Consider the following 16,128-nt stretch of genomic DNA (forward strand, 5'->3'; position numbering starts at 1 on the left):
GAATTGTAACAAAGAGGAGTAATTTTTTTTGTCATAATCGGTTTTAAAAATCAAAAAATATTAATACATTTTTTTTGACTTTTGACATATTAAGCCTTCCAAATTATCGTATTCACTTACGGTTATTTCTTCTATTTCTAATTTTTCCATTATTATATTCAATATTTTTACACCAGCAGTTATAATATCCGCACGTTTTTCTTGTAGCCCTTTTAAGTTCTTTTTATCACTTAATGTCATGTTTATTAATTTTTGTAGAATTTCTTCTATTTCTTTTTTGTGTATTTTACTATTATGTATTTTTTCCATAGAGTAAACCTCTAATTCTTGATTCATTGCTGATAATGATGTAATCGTACCACCTATGCCTATAAGAGTTTTTAATCCCCTTTCTTTTATATAATTTAAAGTTTCATCAATCTCGTTATATATAAATGAACTCATATTTTCAAACTCTTCATCTTCAATGATATCATGCTTTAAAAATCTCTCTGTCATTCTAAGAGCACCTACATTTTCACTTTTATTAAATTTAATTCCATCTGAGTCGCCTATAATAAATTCTGTTGAACCTCCACCAATATCTATAACAATAATATTATCATCACCTTGTATACCTTCTAAGACACCCTTAAATCCCAAATTCGATTCTTCTATTCCTGTAACTATATCAACATCTATTCCAGTTTCTTCTTTTGCAAGTTTAACAAAGTAATCTCCATTTTTACTATCTCTAAGGGCAGATGTTCCCATACAATATACCTTCTCACACTTTTCACCATTACACTTTTCAGAGAATTCTTTTAAGGCATCTATATTTCTTTGAATAGCATCTTCTTTTATATATCCTTTACTATCTACACCATGCCCAATTCTAGTTGTATTAACAAACTTTTTTCTGTTTATGAGATTTCCATCTCTATAATCTGCTATTAATAATCTCATTGAGTTTGTCCCAATGTCTATAGCTCCTACTTTCATTATGAAATACCTCCTCAATAAAAATAAAAAGCCATCCTTAAACTGAATGACTTTTTTATCAAATCTTAAATTTTAAAATCAATACATCTGTAAACTTATTAGCAAGTTTTAATCAACGATTTATATCAACATAAACAGTTTCATTAGGCTTTACCATATTTAATCTTTTTCTTGCTATTTCTTCTAAGTCTCCTTCATATGATTTTTCATCTTTCTTTAAGCTGTTTATTTGTATTTCAGTCTTTTTTAATTGTTTATTTAGACTTGCTATTTCTTTTTTATATTCCTTGGCTTTTGTGTACTCAAATACAAACCCTGTTATCATACTAAAAACTGACATTCCTAAAAATAAACTGATAACAACAATTTGTCCTGAAAATTTTTTTCTTAAGTTCATTTTCTCTACACCCTTTTTTTAGTTTTATTTTTTTTCTTCTTAGGTTTTGTTTTTTTCTTGCTCTTTGATTTTTTATTTGATTTTCTTTTTATACCCTTCTTTGTTGCTATAAATATGTTTGGTATATAAAATATAATATCAAATAGTAGGTGTAGTGAATAGATTATAACGTAATACAAATTATTTAAAAAACTGACTATGTAGTGTATAACTTTTTTTAAAAAATTCCTCACAAAACAGATTATTTTATTGATAATTGATAAAACAATTTTACTTATGGTGTTATAGTATAAAATAAAACCAATAAACAAAGCCACAAAATGGTAATATCTTAAATCAAAAAATTCCGTAAGGTTTATTGTTAGAAATATTATAGCCGTTGCTAGAAACCAAAACAACACATCAAAGATTATTGCGAAATAATTGATAAATTTAAAGTTTCCTCTTAGACCTCTATAAAAATCAAACAATACTCCTATAAGTATTCCACCATAAATAGTAGCATAAAAAATACTTACATCTTGAGTGAAAGGTATCATCTATCTAAATACCTTTTTCAAGAAACTCTCTTGTGGCTTTTTAGGCTTTGCATACACCATAGAATTTATAGTTCCATCTATGCTAATTATATTTTCGTCTATACTTAGCTTGCTCATATCTAGGTTCTCGCCTTCAATCACCATCTCGCCTACAGAAGTTTTAAGCTCAACTCTTTTGTCATTAAAAGAATATATGTGCTCGACTCCTGAAATAACAAGCTTTGATCTATCTTTCAAAGTTATGTTCTGTTCCATAATATCCCCCCAGTAAATATTTCACTAATACTACTATTAATATACTAGAGGACTATCAATTTTATTCTAAAATTTCATACATTTCTTTTGCATCATTTTTTAACACATGCTCTTTTACTTCATTTATCTTAAGCTTCATCTTTTTCTCTCCAAATTGTATTTCTAATGTGTCTCCAATATTCACTTCTGAAGAAGATTTAGCAACTTTTCCATTTATAGTGACAATTCCTTTATCACATGCCTCTTTAGCAACAGTTCTTCTCTTTATAATCCTAGATACTTTTAAAAACTTATCTAATCTCATAATTATCACCTTCCTTAGTTCTATAGAAAAAGTGTGGCAAATTTATCCACACTTTTTCACAAGATTTCTAATTATCCATTTATTATATCCTTTAATCCTTTTCCAGCTTTGAAAACTGGTGCTTTAGAAGCTGGTATATCTATAACTTGCTCTGGATCTCTTGGATTTCTTCCTTGTCTAGCAGCTCTTTCTCTTGTCTCAAATGTTCCAAATCCAACTAATTGAACTTTTTCATTATTTACTAGTGCATCTTGAACAGAACTCATAAATGCGTTTAATGCAGCCTCTGCTTCCTTCTTTGTTAATCCACTTTTTTCTGCCATCTTTGATACTAATTCAGCTTTATTCACGATATTTACCTCCTAAAAATGTTTATAATATAGACTTCTATCTTTGTGATAAAAGTTCTAGATTTTTGACAAATTTCCTTCCACAATTTTATTGTTTTTTAGCCTGATTCCAAAATTCATCCATCTCTTCAAGTGTCATGTCTTCTAATTTTTTATTTAAATTCATTGCACTTTTCTCTACAAACTCAAATCTATTTATGAATTTATCTGTAGTACAGTTCAAGGCTTCTCCTGAGTCTATGTCTAAAAATCTAGCTAGATTTACTACCGAAAATAATAAATCGCCTAGTTCTTCCTTTATGTATTTTATATTCCCGACCCTGTGTTCGTCAAGTAATTCCTGATATTCTTCTTCAATTTTTTTAAATACATCTTCTACATTGTCCCAATCAAAGCCAACAAGGGCTGCTTTATGTTGAACTTTACTAGCCTTCATAAGAGCTGGTAGATGTTTTGGTATCCTTCTAAGACCATCTGTTACAGTGCTTTCGCCCTTTTCTTCCTTCTTTAATTCTTCCCAAGTTTTTTCAAACTTAGACATATCTAGTTTTACACCACTAAATATATGAGGATGTCTATGAATTAATTTTTTACAGATTCCATTTACTACTTCTTTTAAATCAAAGTAGCCCTCCTCATTTCCTATCTGACAATGGAATATAACTTGTAAAAGAACATCTCCTAGTTCTTCTACCATTTCATCTATATCATTATTGTCAATTGCATTACAAAGCTCATATGCTTCCTCTATAACAGAATTTTTTAATGACTGATGCGTTTGTTTTTTATCCCATTCACATCCAGATGGACTTCTAAGTGTATTAACTATTATTTCTAAGTCATGTACTGTATTATACATCTTTTTAGAACTTTTGGGTATATATAAGCTAGTTAAATAGTCAAAAAAGTTTTCATTTCTGTCCAATTCGCACAGTTTTATAAACTTTTTACTTTCTAAATCTTTGACACCTGCTCCATTTACTATACATACTTCTTGATTATAGTCATAGTATTCCATAAGCTTTAACTTTACATTAGATGCTATAAATTTATCATATACTTGAGTTATTATCATACTAGTATCTAAGTCTATATATGAATTTTCTATTTCAAAAGCATCTATCAATTTAAAGCCTTCAGATGGGTCTATGCCCAAATAGTTAAACATAGCGTCTACAAAGCTCATAGAAGGCAATATTTCTACTGTTATGTGCTTTTCATTGGCTAGTCTTTCTATTATACTTACAGTCTTTTCTGCGACTCTTGGATGACCAGGAACAGCATATATTAAGTCACCCTTTATAGCTTCTTCTATGATAAACTCAGATATTTTTAAATATACATTTTCAAAATTTTCTTCATTTTCATAAAAATAGTCTAAAGAAGTGTATTGTATAGTTTCTTTAAGTTTATCAATTATTGGATGTTTCTCTGTTCTAAAAAAGACTCTAGGGCTATTTTTTAAAGATTCTAAAACACCTTGGCTTATAAGAGAATAATCTCCTGGTCCAAGACCTACAATACTTATCTTACCCATAACATCACTCCTATTAGCAAATTTCACTTTATTTTTGTATTATTATGCAAATAAGGAGTTTTACTATTTGTATAGTATTTCCTTTATTTACATATATATTCCTATATTATCTTATAAGTTTAACTTTTTTTAACAATTTATATAATTTATCACCTTTTGGCATAGTTAAAATCTCTTCTTTTTTAACTCCGCCTATTCCAAGTATAACTACTACATATACAATTCCACCAATACATATTGCAATTATTGTAGATATGCTATTTCCTAAGAATCCAGCTAAAGCACCGTAACTCAACTTAACCATTATAAACATTGTCATAACTGTTATAAACGGCTTTATTATAAATTCTTTTTTAGGGAAGTTTACATTCATGTGTTTTTTAACATATAATAAGTTAATCATAGCTGCCACAAAGTATGCTGTAACTGTCCCAAATGCAGAACCCAATACATTAATATCTGGTATCCCTGTCAAAGTATAACTTATCACAATCTTACATAACATACCAGCACATAGGGCAATTACAGGGACTATTGGTTTTCCCATTCCTTGAATTATACCAGTTAATGTTTGTATTAAACCTAAAAATAATACACATGGAGTAAGAGTAAACAAAATAGTTCCTACAGAAGATGGTTCATGTGGAAATAAAAGACCCATTATTGGTATTGCTAAAGAAGCCATACCAAACGCACAAGGTAACACTATAAGTAAAGTTACCTTAACTGCACTCTTAGTATCTTTTCTAGCTTTTGACTTATTTCCTAATGCATATGCTTTAGAAATTGCTGGCACTAAGCTCATACTCATTGCAGTTGTTATAACTGCTGGTAAATTTATTGTGGCCATTGCCATACCTGTTAACTGACCAAACATTGAATTTGCTACTTTGTATGTAAAGCCTGCTTCCATAAGTCTTCTTATCACGATAACATTATCTATCATATTTACAAGTGGCATTACTGATGCTCCTATTGTTATAGGGATAGCAACAATTAAAAGCTTTTTAAAAATATAAGAAACTCTCTCATCTTTAAATCTTTGACTTGCATCTATCTCTGCTCTACGCTCTTTTCTTCCTAGCATATAAGCAAACATCAAGTAAATCATAGATGCTACTGAACCTATTGTAGCTCCTGATATAGCACCAGCTGCTCCAAAAGTCTGACCTAGACTTCTCATAAGTAGGTAGGCCAAAGTAAGACCTAATACAACTCTAAAAAATTGCTCTGCAACTTGAGACACAGCAATCTTAGTCATATCTTGTCTCCCTTGAAAATATCCTCTATATGCAGACATTGCAGGGACAAATAATAATGCTGGAGCAATAGCTTTCATAGAGTATAATGCACCTGGATTTTTCATTATGTTTGTTACTATGTAGTCGGCACCAAAAAATAATATACAAAATGATATTATTCCGGTTATAAATAAAACTGTATGTGATACCTTAAATATCTTATTTGCACCTTTAAAATTTCCAATGGCAACTTTTTCCGAAACCAATTTTGCCACGGCCGTTGGGAATCCAGCAGTAGCTAATGTTAAAAATAGAGTATACACAGGATAAGCAGCCTGATAGTATCCCATTCCTTCTGAACCAATCATGTTCCCAAGAGGGATTCTAAAAAATCCTCCCATTATTTTTACGATTACACCTGCTAGCCCAAGTATAAGGGCTCCCTTTAAAAAGGAGTCTTTATTTTTGTTATTGTTCATAACATAACCTCCATACTGTTTATATAACAAACTTTAATATACCATATTTTTGATGCTATATTCAATATTTTACACAAAAACTTCAAAAGACCTTCATTTAAAAGGTCTTTATGATAAAATTATTGAACTTGTTTTCCTAAAAAGTTAGCAGCAATTTTCAAAGATTTTTCTTCATTTTCTGCAATTGTATCTTTATCTTTTGAAACTACTACAATTGAACCTATACAGTCACCAGATGCACTAATTATAGGCATAATAACTTGACTAGTATATTCTTTTTGGTCTTCTTTAAATAAAGGTAAAAGGTTTTTATCTTTTGAATATTTTACTGTCCTTTCACTTATTATTGCTTCTAGCTCATCACTTATACTTTTTTCTTTATAATCTTTTTTAGGAAGTTTAGATACAGCTATTATAGAATCTAAGTCTGTTATCAATACACCATATCCTAGCACTTCAGCTAATGTTTCAGCATATTCTTGAGAGAATTCATTTAATTCTCCTATTGGAGAGTATTTTTTAAGTATGACTTCTCCATCTTTTGCTGTGAATATCTCTAAAGGGTCTCCTTCTCTAATTCTTAATGTCTTTCTTATCTCTTTTGGTATAACTACCCTTCCAAGATCATCTATTCTTCTAACTATACCTGTTGCTTTCATATTTTTTAATCCCTCCATAAATTACTTTAAGTTTATTTTTACCATTGTTAAGAAAAATATACAAAAAAAGCTATATCTTATCTAGATATAGCTTTTTTAAGCATATTACTCTTTTTTTAGTTTTTAGATTGTGATTTTATTTATTACTTTTTCATCTTTTTCCACTTTAGCTTCTTTAGTTAATTTTTCTATTTGCTCTTGATACTTATTTTTTAACAATTGGTCTTTTATAGTTTCTTTTGCATCTTCAAATGATGTTTGCTCATTTACTTTGTCTGTTACTTTAATTATATGATATCCATATTGAGTTTCAACTAAATTAGATACTTCACCCTTTTTCATAGAAAAAGCAGCTTCTTCAAACTCAGCAACCATTTGTCCTCTTGAGAAGAAACCTAATTTACCACCATCACTTGCTGTAGAGTCTTGTGAATATTTTTTTGCTACTTTTGCAAAATCTTCACCTGATTTAACTTCTTTAAGAGCTTCTTCAGCCTTTTTCTTAGCTTCTGCTTTTTTCTCATCTGAAAGTGGCTTGTTATTCTCATCTACTGTTTTTAATAAAATATGAGAAGCTTCTACCTCATCTTTTTTAAATTCATCTTTGTGCTCATCATAGTATTTTTTCATTTCTTCATCTGATATTTTAGTCTTTTTAGCGAAACTACTTTGATAGTTTTGCATAGCTAAATCTTTCTCTTGTTGGTCTTTTAAAAATGCATCATCTATTCCTAACTTTTTAAGCTGTTCTTTATATTTTTCATCCTTACTCATAGCATCTTTTAAATCTTTAAGACTTTTTTCAACATCTTCTTTCTTAGGAAGTAAGTTATCTTTTTTAGCTTGAGAATATATTACTTCTGTAGTTATAAGTTGGTCAAGAATTAAATCCTTAAACTTGTCCTTATACTTTACACCTTTTTCAACTTCCTTATCCCATATATCTTTTCCATAAGTTTGTTCCATAGAATCTTTATAAAGAGCTATAGTTTTTTTAAATTCATCTGATGATATCTTTGCTCCTTCAACTGTCGCTACAGTTTCTTCTTTACTAGAACTACAGGCAGTCATAGATACTACCAAAATCATAGCTATTGCCAATGTTATTACTTTTTTCAAATTTAAAACATCCCTTCTTAAATTTACAAGTTATTTCACCTTGCACATTTTTTCTAATAATTCTTCTAATTCTGTAACTATATTATAACCTATTTTCTGTTTAGTTCTATACTTTGTTATTGGAACTAATAATATTTCATCTTTTAATTGTCTTATTTTTTCTATTTTCAATACCTTACACAATGATTTTATATAAGCTATTGTAAGTAGTGTCTGAACTGGTTTAGGTATATCAGAGAATCTGTCCTCAAGTTCTTCTTGTATCTCCAACATATCTTCTTTATTTTCAATAGAAGCTATTTTTTTGTACATTTCAATCTTAATCAATTCATCTTTTATATAATTATCTGGAATGTATGCATTTACACTTAAATCTATTTCAACATCAATTTCTTCCACAATAGGCTCACCTTTAACCTTTTTAATTGCATCATTAAGCATTTTAACATACAAATCATAACCTATGACTGCCATATGACCATGTTGCTGAGAGCCTAAAATATTTCCAGCACCTCTTATTTCAAGGTCTCTCATTGCTATTTTAAAACCTGAGCCAAACTCTGTAAATTCCCTAATAGCTTTTAATCTCTTCTCTGCTATCTCACTCAGAGTTTTGTCTTTTTCATATAAAAGATACGCATATCCTTGTCTGGAGCTTCTTCCAACTCTACCTCTCAATTGGTAAAGTTGAGCTAATCCCATTTTATCTGCATCATATATAATCATTGTATTTGCATTGGATATGTCCATACCCGTTTCGATTATTGTAGTACAAACTAGTACATCATATTCTTTATTTAAAAATCCTAGGATTATATTTTCTAATGATTTAGAAGTCATTCTTCCATGTGCAACAGCTACTCTAGCATCTGGTACGAGCTTTTGAATCATACTTGCCATTTCTTCAATATGCTCAACTCTATTGTATACGAAAAATACCTGTCCACCTCTACTTAATTCTCTCTCTATTTCATCTTGAATTACGCTTTCCTTACTCTCTGTAACATATGTTATTACAGGGTGTCTTTCTTGTGGAGGTTCTTCTATAACACTCATGTCTCTTATTCCACTTAAAGACATATGTAAGGTTCTTGGTATAGGAGTTGCTGAAAGTGTAAGTACATCTACTGTAGATTTAATTTTCTTTAAAGCTTCCTTATGTTTTACCCCAAATCTTTGTTCCTCATCAATAACTACAAGACCTAAATTTGGTAAATTTATATCTTTGGATATTATTCTATGTGTTCCAATCAAAATATCTACTAATCCTTTTTTGGCATCTTCAATAATTTGTTTTTGTTGTTTTGGCGTTTTAAATCTGCTTAAAACTTCCACTCTCAAAGGATAATTTTCAAATCTCTCTTTAAATGTATTATAGTGTTGTTGAGCTAGTATGGTTGTTGGAACTAGTACAGCAACTTGTTTTTGGTCCATACAAGCTTTAAAAATACTTCTAATCGCCACTTCTGTTTTTCCATAACCAACGTCTCCACATACAAGTCTGTCCATTACCTTACTTGATTCCATATCTTTTTTAGTTTCTTCTATTGCCTTTAATTGGTCTTCTGTCTCTTGATATGGAAATAATGACTCAAACTCTGCCTGCCAAGGTGTATCTTTTGAAAACTTATATCCTTGTATTTTTTCACGTTTTGCATAAAGTTCAATTAAGTCCTTTGTCATGTCCTCAATTTCTTTTTTGACTTTTGCTTTTGCCTTTGTCCATTCATTGGTTCCAAGCTTATTTAACTTAACTTTTTCTACCTCTGCACCAATATATTTCTGTACTTTATCCATCTGGTCTATTGGCACATATAGATTATCTCCACCTTGATAAACTATTTTCATATAATCTTTTTTAATAGCATTGACTGTAATCTGTTCAATCCCTGTGTATCTACCTACACCACTATTTTCATGTACTACATAATCACCAACACTTAAATCTAAAAATGATTCTATCTTTTTCCCTTTTTTAGCTTTTTTATTGCTAGCTTTAGATGCTCTTTTATAAACACCTATCATTTCATTATCTGTTATAACAACAAACTTTATTGATTTATACTGGAAACCACTGTTTATATGTGCAGGTACGATTACAATTTGAGAAGATTTAATTTCAATATCTCTATCTTTAGAAACAGTTGTTTCTAAGCCTTTATCCAATAAATCTTTTCTTAATTTAGTTGCTCTTTCCAATGTATTTGTTGCTAAAATTATTTTGTATCCATTATATTTCAGTCGATTTAATTCTTCTATAAGCAAATCTACTTTTCCATTGAATGTAGGAACTTCTCTACTTTCAAAGTTGATTATAGATTTTATAGAAAAATTATTTATAGACTTTGGCAATAGTGAGTTTAAAACTACAGACTTGTCTTTTACTAGATATTCTAAGTCTGCATAATGATATAATAATTTTCCTTGGTTTTTAATAGCCAAGCCTCTTTCAAGATTCAGTTTGTAATTTTCTCTAAACTCATTTATATAATTTTCGCATCTTTCTTTAAGCCTTGTTATATCATTGATAAATACTATTGCATCATCTGCTAGATAGGTAAATATACTTTTGTTTTCTTCTGGATAAATATAGTCTATATAGTTTTCTACACCTTCAAAATAAGTCTTGCTTGATATATAGTCTATATTTTGAAATGTACCTTCATCAGTAATCTTAGTTGTTTCTTTTTTTAGTTTAACTAATGCATCTGTAGTTTTCTCTGGATAAATAAATTCTCTAGATGGCGTTATAGAAAATTGTTGTAATTTATCAATTGATTTTTGTGAATATACGTCAAAAGTTCGTATGGAATCTATCTCATCATCAAATAATTCCATACGAATTGGATTTGTATATTCAAGTGAAAACACGTCAATAATTCCACCTCTTATACTAAACTGACCAAACCCCTCTATTTTTGAAACTCTTTCATACCCTAATGAAACTAGTTTCTCAGTTAGTTTTTCTAAATCTAAACTGTCTCCCACCTTATAATGAGATACACTATCAAGTAAAACTTGTTTTGGTATGTATTTTCTTAAAACCGCTTCAATAGAAGTTACTAAAATTATTTTTTCCCTATTTGCTAGTTTTAACAATACCTTTAATTTCTTTGCCTCTTCGTTTCTGTCCTTTGCATCTAAGTGATAAAAATAAATATCTTGAAATCCTAAATATTCAACTTTATCTTCAATATAAAAACTTAAATCTTCATATACTTTCTTGGCTTCTAAATCACTACTAGTTATAAAAATCATTTGTCGTGACAAATCATTAAACATAGAATAAGATATATGAGGTTTTTGTACTGGCAAAAGTCCATTAACCAATAATGAGCCTTTTGTATTTTTTATACAGTTTATTATATCTTTATACTCTTTTGAATTTTGCAAAGGATATAAAAAAACATCATTCATTTAAATCTCCCTCTCACTATCCATTGTATTTGTTCATAGACATATCTATGTTTTCTCTTATTATAGAGTCAATAGCACATGCCGCTTTTTCTAATGCTTCATTTATATTATCAGATTCTTCTTTTCTAAATCTAGAAAGTACAAAATCAGCTAAATCTTGCCCAATTGCTGGCTTAGATACACCTACTCTTACTCTTGGAAAATCATTTGAACCTAGGCATTTTGTTATAGACTTCATACCATTATGCGTTCCTCCACTTCCCTTTTTTCTTATACGTATCTTTCCAACCTCTAAATCTATATCATCATATACTACTACTATATTACTTAAATCAACCTTGTAATATTTATATATATCTATTAATGTTTCCCCACTTAAATTCATATAAGTTTGTGGTTTTACTAATAATACTTTTTCAGTACCTACTCTACCTTCTCCAATTAAAGCCTTATGCTTTATTTTAGTAACACTAATGTTGTATTCTTTTGCAAGAATATCTATAACATCAAATCCAACGTTATGTCTAGTCTTCTCATACTTCTTTCCTGGATTACCTAACCCTACTACTACGTACATTTCTTACCTCCTGTTATATAAATTTGTATAACAAACTATAATAAAAATCAAATATATTATACTCTGTAAATATTATTATAATTGTCGATAGGGAAATAAAAGGTGTAAAAGGAATTTGCTTTTTTATGTTTATACCTTTAAATATTTTAGTTATGTATAAAACAATAAAAAACAAAAACGCTAAAATAAATGATAAAACTATCACATAAAATACATAATTATTTCCCAATGCAAAGCAACATAAGCTATAGAGACCTACATCTCCATAGCCTAATCCTTTTGTTAATTTAGCAATAATATAAGGTATAATAAAGCCTATCGCTAGTCCAATTATATGATTTATATAGTCAAATTGCACAACATTGCAAAAGACCAAAAAAATTATACCTTGAACTATTATACCACTAACTATTGTTATATCATATACATATATTGTGTAGTAATCTATAATGGATATAATTATTAGAAATGGAATTAATACCATATATTGTACACATTCTACACTAATTCCAAATTTTATATATATTAATAAAGATAAAACTACAGTTATTATGTAAATAAAAAACATATTATATAGATTTTTCTTTGCTCTATCACAAAAAATACATAGAGATTTATTTATCAAATGTGCAAAAAATAAGGAAATTATTATTATATACTCCATAGCCTATAGCACTTTAGTAATAGGGTTAATAATAATATTGTCCTTATCGAATACTTTAATTCACTTTTATAAAAATTAAAACTTGATTAAATTTAACTATTATCTACATAATCATAGAAAAATAAAGTTCAAGTAATTGTTTACCACATAAGATTGTTATTAATGCTCCAATTGATATAAATGGACCATAAGGTATAACAGAATTGTATTCCTTTTTCTTTATCTTACTTAAGATTATCACACAAATTCCATATACTGCTCCCACATAAACACTTAATAGAGCAGTCAAAAGTCCATTTTTAACACCCATATAAAGACCTATCATTGCAAATAGTTTAATGTCTCCTCCACCCATACACTCTTTTTTTACTATAAATTCAATCAAAATCACAATAAGCCAAACGCTTCCTCCACAAATAAAAACTCCTATAATTGAACTTTTAATTGGTATTTCTTTAAAAAGGAGATTAAAAATTATAGCGAATATAGCTCCAAAAATCAGTATTTTATCTGGGATTATAAAGTGGTCAATATCTATAAATGTTATTATAATCAGCAAAGATACAAGAACGAAATAATAAATAGTTGTTGTAGATATTCCATATATCATGAATACTGTTAAAAATAAAATTCCTGTAATTAATTCTACTATAGCATATCTAATAGAAATTTTCTCACAACAATATCTACATTTTCTACCACTAATTAAATAGCTTAGTACTGGTATTAAGTCTATAGGTTTTAGTCTAGTGTTGCAACTCATACAATGTGATGGAGGTCTAGAAATAGAAATTCCCTCTGGAATCCTAAAAATACAAACATTAAAGAAACTTCCAAATACTAGACCCACTATAAATACATATAAATTAACGATTATAATGTCCATTATAATTTACTCCACCTATCATTCTTGTCAGAAATTCTTGGTCAGTACATCTACTAAGTGCCATATCTTTTGTAATTTTTCCGTTTTTATAAAGTTCCATTAAATCTTGGTCCATAGTCTTCATACCTGCTTTGACGCCAGTTTGTATCATGTTTGGAATTTGATATGTTTTACCTTCTCTTATTAAGTTTTTTATTGCTGGAGTAGCAAACATCAATTCAATTGCAGCTATTCTACCTTTTCCATCTGCTGTAGGAAGTAATTGCTGTGATACTACCCCTTCACAAACTGTAGATAGTTGAGTTTTTATTTGTTGCTGTTGAGATGGTTGGAACATATCCACTATTCTATCGATTGTCTTAGCTGCTCCAACTGTATGTAGTGTTGAAAATACTAAATGACCTGTTTCAGCTGCTGTTAATGCTATTGATACAGTTTCAGGGTCTCTCATCTCTCCTATTAGTATTACATCTGGGTCTTGACGCAAGATAGCTCTAAGAGCTGAGTGAAAACTTTCAGTATCAGTTCCTACTTCTCTTTGATTTACTAAGCTTTGTTTATGGCGATGTACATATTCTATTGGGTCTTCAAGTGTAATTATATGTTTTTGTTGTGTTTCATTTATTATATTTATCATACTTGCAAGTGTTGTACTTTTACCACTTCCTGTTGGACCTGTAACTAAAACTAGTCCTTTATGTCTGTCAGTAAATGATTTTATATTTTCTGGAAGACCTAATTTCTCAAAAGTTGGTATCTCCGCTGTTATAGTTCTTATTGCTATTGCGTAATTTCCTTTTTGTCTATATGAGTTTACCCTAAATCTCTCACCTGTTTTTAGAGAAGCTGAAAAATCAGCTTCTCCATGTTCTTCTATTACTTTAAACATAGATTCCCCTGCTATGTCTTTTGCCATTTGCATTGTTATTTCTGGTGTAAGTATCTGTTCACTTAGTTTTACAAATCCACCTTTTACTCTAGCTACAGGATTTGTTCCAACTGTTATGTGTATGTCTGATGCATTTAGTCTTATACCTTGCTCCAATAAATCATAAATATACATAATATTTAATCTCCATATCTTCTATTAGTTTACTTATTTTTTTAGCAATAAATATATAAAGTTATTTTATTACTTGTTCATTTATACTAAGTTATATTTTTTTGTTTAGTTTACTTTTTTGTATGAACTTATGTCATGACTAATTGAAATTTTATCTTTTATGTCATAATTATCTAATATATTTGAATCTACATTTATATTAAATTTAACTTTAGCTTCAACTTCATATTTTGAATTTAAGTTTTCTTCAACACCTAATCCAAGAATATTTTTTTGCCCATCTTTAACTTCTACCTCTTTTATTCCATTTTTATCACCAGTTACTATTAAACTTAACTCTGCACCTGAGCCATTTTCTTTTAATTCTGGCCAGTTTTCCTTTGTCATGTCATAGTCAGCTTTATAAAAAGGTATTTTTATAGTGGCATCTTCTGTTTTATCAACTTCTTGAGGTTTTAATTCTTTCAGTCTACATTTTATCTCTGCTAAAAGCTCATTCTGTATATAGTCAAAAGTTGTTATCAAGGCCATATTGTCATATTCTACTGGTATCTTCTCATAAGACAAACTTTTTAATTGATTGCATTGTTCTGATATCTCATATAGTAAATCTTTATATTCCAGAAAATTTTCTGCTGTATTTTTATTTCCATTAGAAATATTATCACTTAATTTTTCAAATTTTTTTACATTATTTCTCAAGTGAACTCTCAAAGCATTAAACCCTTCATTTTGACTTGGTAAAATCTTTAACAGGTTTTCTAACGTCTCCCATTTACTATTCCAGCTATATCTATTACTATTTATTATAGGATTTTGTATTAAGTCATGATACTGTTGAGAATTTGGAATTCCATCAGATACTTCTACTTTTTGCTCATCAATATGAAATGTATGTCTATACTCAATCATATTTTGCATTGCCAAGGAAATATTATCTAACGATTTATAAGTGTATGAAAACGTAGGATTTAATTGTTCTTTTTCAATTTTACCTTCTTCTAAAAACATTTTTAAAAATAGATCATTATTCACCAACTTTGTCTCAATAATCGTAGTTGAATCTATATCACTAGACAAAATATTTTCACTTATTTTACTTATATCTCCAGAAGTATAATTCTTCCATATTTTTAATATAGAATCTCTATGTGATAGAATATTTGAATCTATATATTCAAAATCTCTATCATCAATTATATTTGAATTCTGTAATTTTTTTAATTCTGTACTAGCTTTTTCTAAATCAGAAGAAGCCTTACTTAAATAAGACTTTATATTATTCATATAACCTAGTCTTTCTTCTGGAAGATTTTCCTCGTCTTGATTATTAATATCTATATCTGATATGTTTCTTAATGTTGACCTAGATATAGATTTTTCTTTATTTTCACTTTTAAATTCATTGTCCATTTTTTCAAGCTCATCATATAATTTTGTATATGCTTTATCAACACTATTTTCCACACATGTCTCTGCCAAATACTTTGCTTGTATACCCTCATTAGTAGTTTTTGTAGATTTTATTCTATTAGCTATCTGATTTGAAAATGTCAACCCAACAATAGAAAGCAATGCTACTACAACCAAAACTAGAACTAAAGCTGCCCCTCTTTCACTTTTATATTTATTCCACTTCCTCAAAATCTCACCCCCAAGT

The 16,128-nt window shown here is 28.9% G+C and carries 16 protein-coding genes; all 16 read right to left on the bottom strand.

What is annotated here, in order from left to right:
• Positions 1-60: 60 nt before the first annotated feature.
• The 16 genes from ACTG44_RS19205 to ACTG44_RS19280 all read right to left on the bottom strand — a co-directional run bounded on the left by ACTG44_RS19205 (position 61) and on the right by ACTG44_RS19280 (position 16,112).
• The gene (locus ACTG44_RS19205; RefSeq protein ID WP_479921040.1) at positions 61-981 is read right to left on the bottom strand and encodes a Ppx/GppA phosphatase family protein; all 921 of its coding nucleotides are present in this window, start codon (positions 979-981) and stop codon (positions 61-63) included.
• A 112-nt stretch (positions 982-1,093) separates the two neighbouring features.
• A complete protein-coding gene (locus ACTG44_RS19210; RefSeq protein WP_021386423.1) occupies positions 1,094-1,378 on the bottom strand; it encodes an FtsB family cell division protein in 285 nt (94 codons plus the stop codon).
• Between the two features lie 5 nt (positions 1,379-1,383).
• Complete coding sequence (gene yabQ / locus ACTG44_RS19215) at positions 1,384-1,917, bottom strand: spore cortex biosynthesis protein YabQ (protein ID WP_021386407.1); 534 nt, start codon at positions 1,915-1,917, stop codon at positions 1,384-1,386.
• Positions 1,918-2,172, bottom strand: coding sequence for a YabP/YqfC family sporulation protein (locus ACTG44_RS19220; RefSeq protein WP_003421411.1), 255 nt, complete (start codon positions 2,170-2,172; stop codon positions 1,918-1,920).
• Between the two features lie 61 nt (positions 2,173-2,233).
• A complete protein-coding gene (locus tag ACTG44_RS19225) occupies positions 2,234-2,476 on the bottom strand; it encodes an RNA-binding S4 domain-containing protein (RefSeq protein WP_021386414.1) in 243 nt (80 codons plus the stop codon).
• Positions 2,477-2,547: 71 nt separating this feature from the next.
• On the bottom strand, positions 2,548-2,826 hold the full coding sequence (locus ACTG44_RS19230) for an HU family DNA-binding protein (protein ID WP_003421415.1): 279 nt from the start codon (positions 2,824-2,826) through the stop codon (positions 2,548-2,550).
• Between the two features lie 88 nt (positions 2,827-2,914).
• Positions 2,915-4,363 carry a bifunctional methyltransferase/pyrophosphohydrolase YabN gene (yabN, locus tag ACTG44_RS19235; protein WP_479921041.1) on the bottom strand — a complete coding sequence of 483 codons (1,449 nt, stop codon included), beginning with the start codon at positions 4,361-4,363 and terminating at the stop codon, positions 2,915-2,917.
• A 106-nt stretch (positions 4,364-4,469) separates the two neighbouring features.
• Entirely contained in the window at positions 4,470-6,083 is a 1,614-nt protein-coding gene (locus ACTG44_RS19240) for a putative polysaccharide biosynthesis protein (RefSeq protein ID WP_479919576.1), read from the bottom strand.
• A gap of 119 nt (positions 6,084-6,202) precedes the next feature.
• Positions 6,203-6,742, bottom strand: a complete 540-nt coding sequence (gene spoVT / locus ACTG44_RS19245) for a stage V sporulation protein T (protein ID WP_021386391.1) — start codon at positions 6,740-6,742, stop codon at positions 6,203-6,205.
• 123 nt (positions 6,743-6,865) lie between these two features.
• Complete coding sequence (locus tag ACTG44_RS19250; protein ID WP_021386426.1) at positions 6,866-7,861, bottom strand: peptidylprolyl isomerase; 996 nt, start codon at positions 7,859-7,861, stop codon at positions 6,866-6,868.
• 30 nt (positions 7,862-7,891) lie between these two features.
• Positions 7,892-11,278: a transcription-repair coupling factor gene (mfd, locus tag ACTG44_RS19255; protein WP_479917765.1), complete on the bottom strand. Its 3,387-nt coding sequence runs from the start codon at positions 11,276-11,278 to the stop codon at positions 7,892-7,894.
• Positions 11,279-11,294: 16 nt separating this feature from the next.
• Positions 11,295-11,855, bottom strand: coding sequence for an aminoacyl-tRNA hydrolase (pth, locus tag ACTG44_RS19260; protein ID WP_021386404.1), 561 nt, complete (start codon positions 11,853-11,855; stop codon positions 11,295-11,297).
• Positions 11,856-11,868: 13 nt separating this feature from the next.
• Positions 11,869-12,519 carry a prepilin peptidase gene (locus ACTG44_RS19265; protein ID WP_479921042.1) on the bottom strand — a complete coding sequence of 217 codons (651 nt, stop codon included), beginning with the start codon at positions 12,517-12,519 and terminating at the stop codon, positions 11,869-11,871.
• Between the two features lie 103 nt (positions 12,520-12,622).
• The gene (locus tag ACTG44_RS19270; protein WP_479921043.1) at positions 12,623-13,405 is read right to left on the bottom strand and encodes a prepilin peptidase; all 783 of its coding nucleotides are present in this window, start codon (positions 13,403-13,405) and stop codon (positions 12,623-12,625) included.
• A complete protein-coding gene (locus ACTG44_RS19275) occupies positions 13,386-14,468 on the bottom strand; it encodes a type IV pilus twitching motility protein PilT (RefSeq protein WP_021386438.1) in 1,083 nt (360 codons plus the stop codon). The genes ACTG44_RS19270 and ACTG44_RS19275 overlap by 20 nt, the downstream gene beginning before the upstream one ends.
• A 105-nt stretch (positions 14,469-14,573) precedes the next feature.
• A complete protein-coding gene (locus ACTG44_RS19280; RefSeq protein WP_479921044.1) occupies positions 14,574-16,112 on the bottom strand; it encodes a hypothetical protein in 1,539 nt (512 codons plus the stop codon).
• Positions 16,113-16,128: the final 16 nt, after the last annotated feature.

This window comes from Clostridioides sp. LIBA-2809 (assembly GCF_056688965.1).

What these genes read in the sequence shown, in the direction of transcription:
- ACTG44_RS19210 (WP_021386423.1), bottom strand. Translation starts at nt 1,378, where the DNA reads ATGAACTTAAGAAAAAAATTTTCAGGACAAATTGTTGTTATCAGTTTA.
- ACTG44_RS19270 (WP_479921043.1), bottom strand. Translation starts at nt 13,405, where the DNA reads ATGGACATTATAATCGTTAATTTATATGTATTTATAGTGGGTCTAGTA.
- mfd (WP_479917765.1), bottom strand. Translation starts at nt 11,278, where the DNA reads ATGAATGATGTTTTTTTATATCCTTTGCAAAATTCAAAAGAGTATAAA.
- pth (WP_021386404.1), bottom strand. Translation starts at nt 11,855, where the DNA reads ATGTACGTAGTAGTAGGGTTAGGTAATCCAGGAAAGAAGTATGAGAAG.
- ACTG44_RS19225 (WP_021386414.1), bottom strand. Translation starts at nt 2,476, where the DNA reads ATGAGATTAGATAAGTTTTTAAAAGTATCTAGGATTATAAAGAGAAGA.
- ACTG44_RS19220 (WP_003421411.1), bottom strand. Translation starts at nt 2,172, where the DNA reads ATGGAACAGAACATAACTTTGAAAGATAGATCAAAGCTTGTTATTTCA.
- ACTG44_RS19205 (WP_479921040.1), bottom strand. Translation starts at nt 981, where the DNA reads ATGAAAGTAGGAGCTATAGACATTGGGACAAACTCAATGAGATTATTA.
- ACTG44_RS19275 (WP_021386438.1), bottom strand. Translation starts at nt 14,468, where the DNA reads ATGTATATTTATGATTTATTGGAGCAAGGTATAAGACTAAATGCATCA.
- spoVT (WP_021386391.1), bottom strand. Translation starts at nt 6,742, where the DNA reads ATGAAAGCAACAGGTATAGTTAGAAGAATAGATGATCTTGGAAGGGTA.
- yabQ (WP_021386407.1), bottom strand. Translation starts at nt 1,917, where the DNA reads ATGATACCTTTCACTCAAGATGTAAGTATTTTTTATGCTACTATTTAT.
- ACTG44_RS19240 (WP_479919576.1), bottom strand. Translation starts at nt 6,083, where the DNA reads ATGAACAATAACAAAAATAAAGACTCCTTTTTAAAGGGAGCCCTTATA.
- ACTG44_RS19265 (WP_479921042.1), bottom strand. Translation starts at nt 12,519, where the DNA reads ATGGAGTATATAATAATAATTTCCTTATTTTTTGCACATTTGATAAAT.
- yabN (WP_479921041.1), bottom strand. Translation starts at nt 4,363, where the DNA reads ATGGGTAAGATAAGTATTGTAGGTCTTGGACCAGGAGATTATTCTCTT.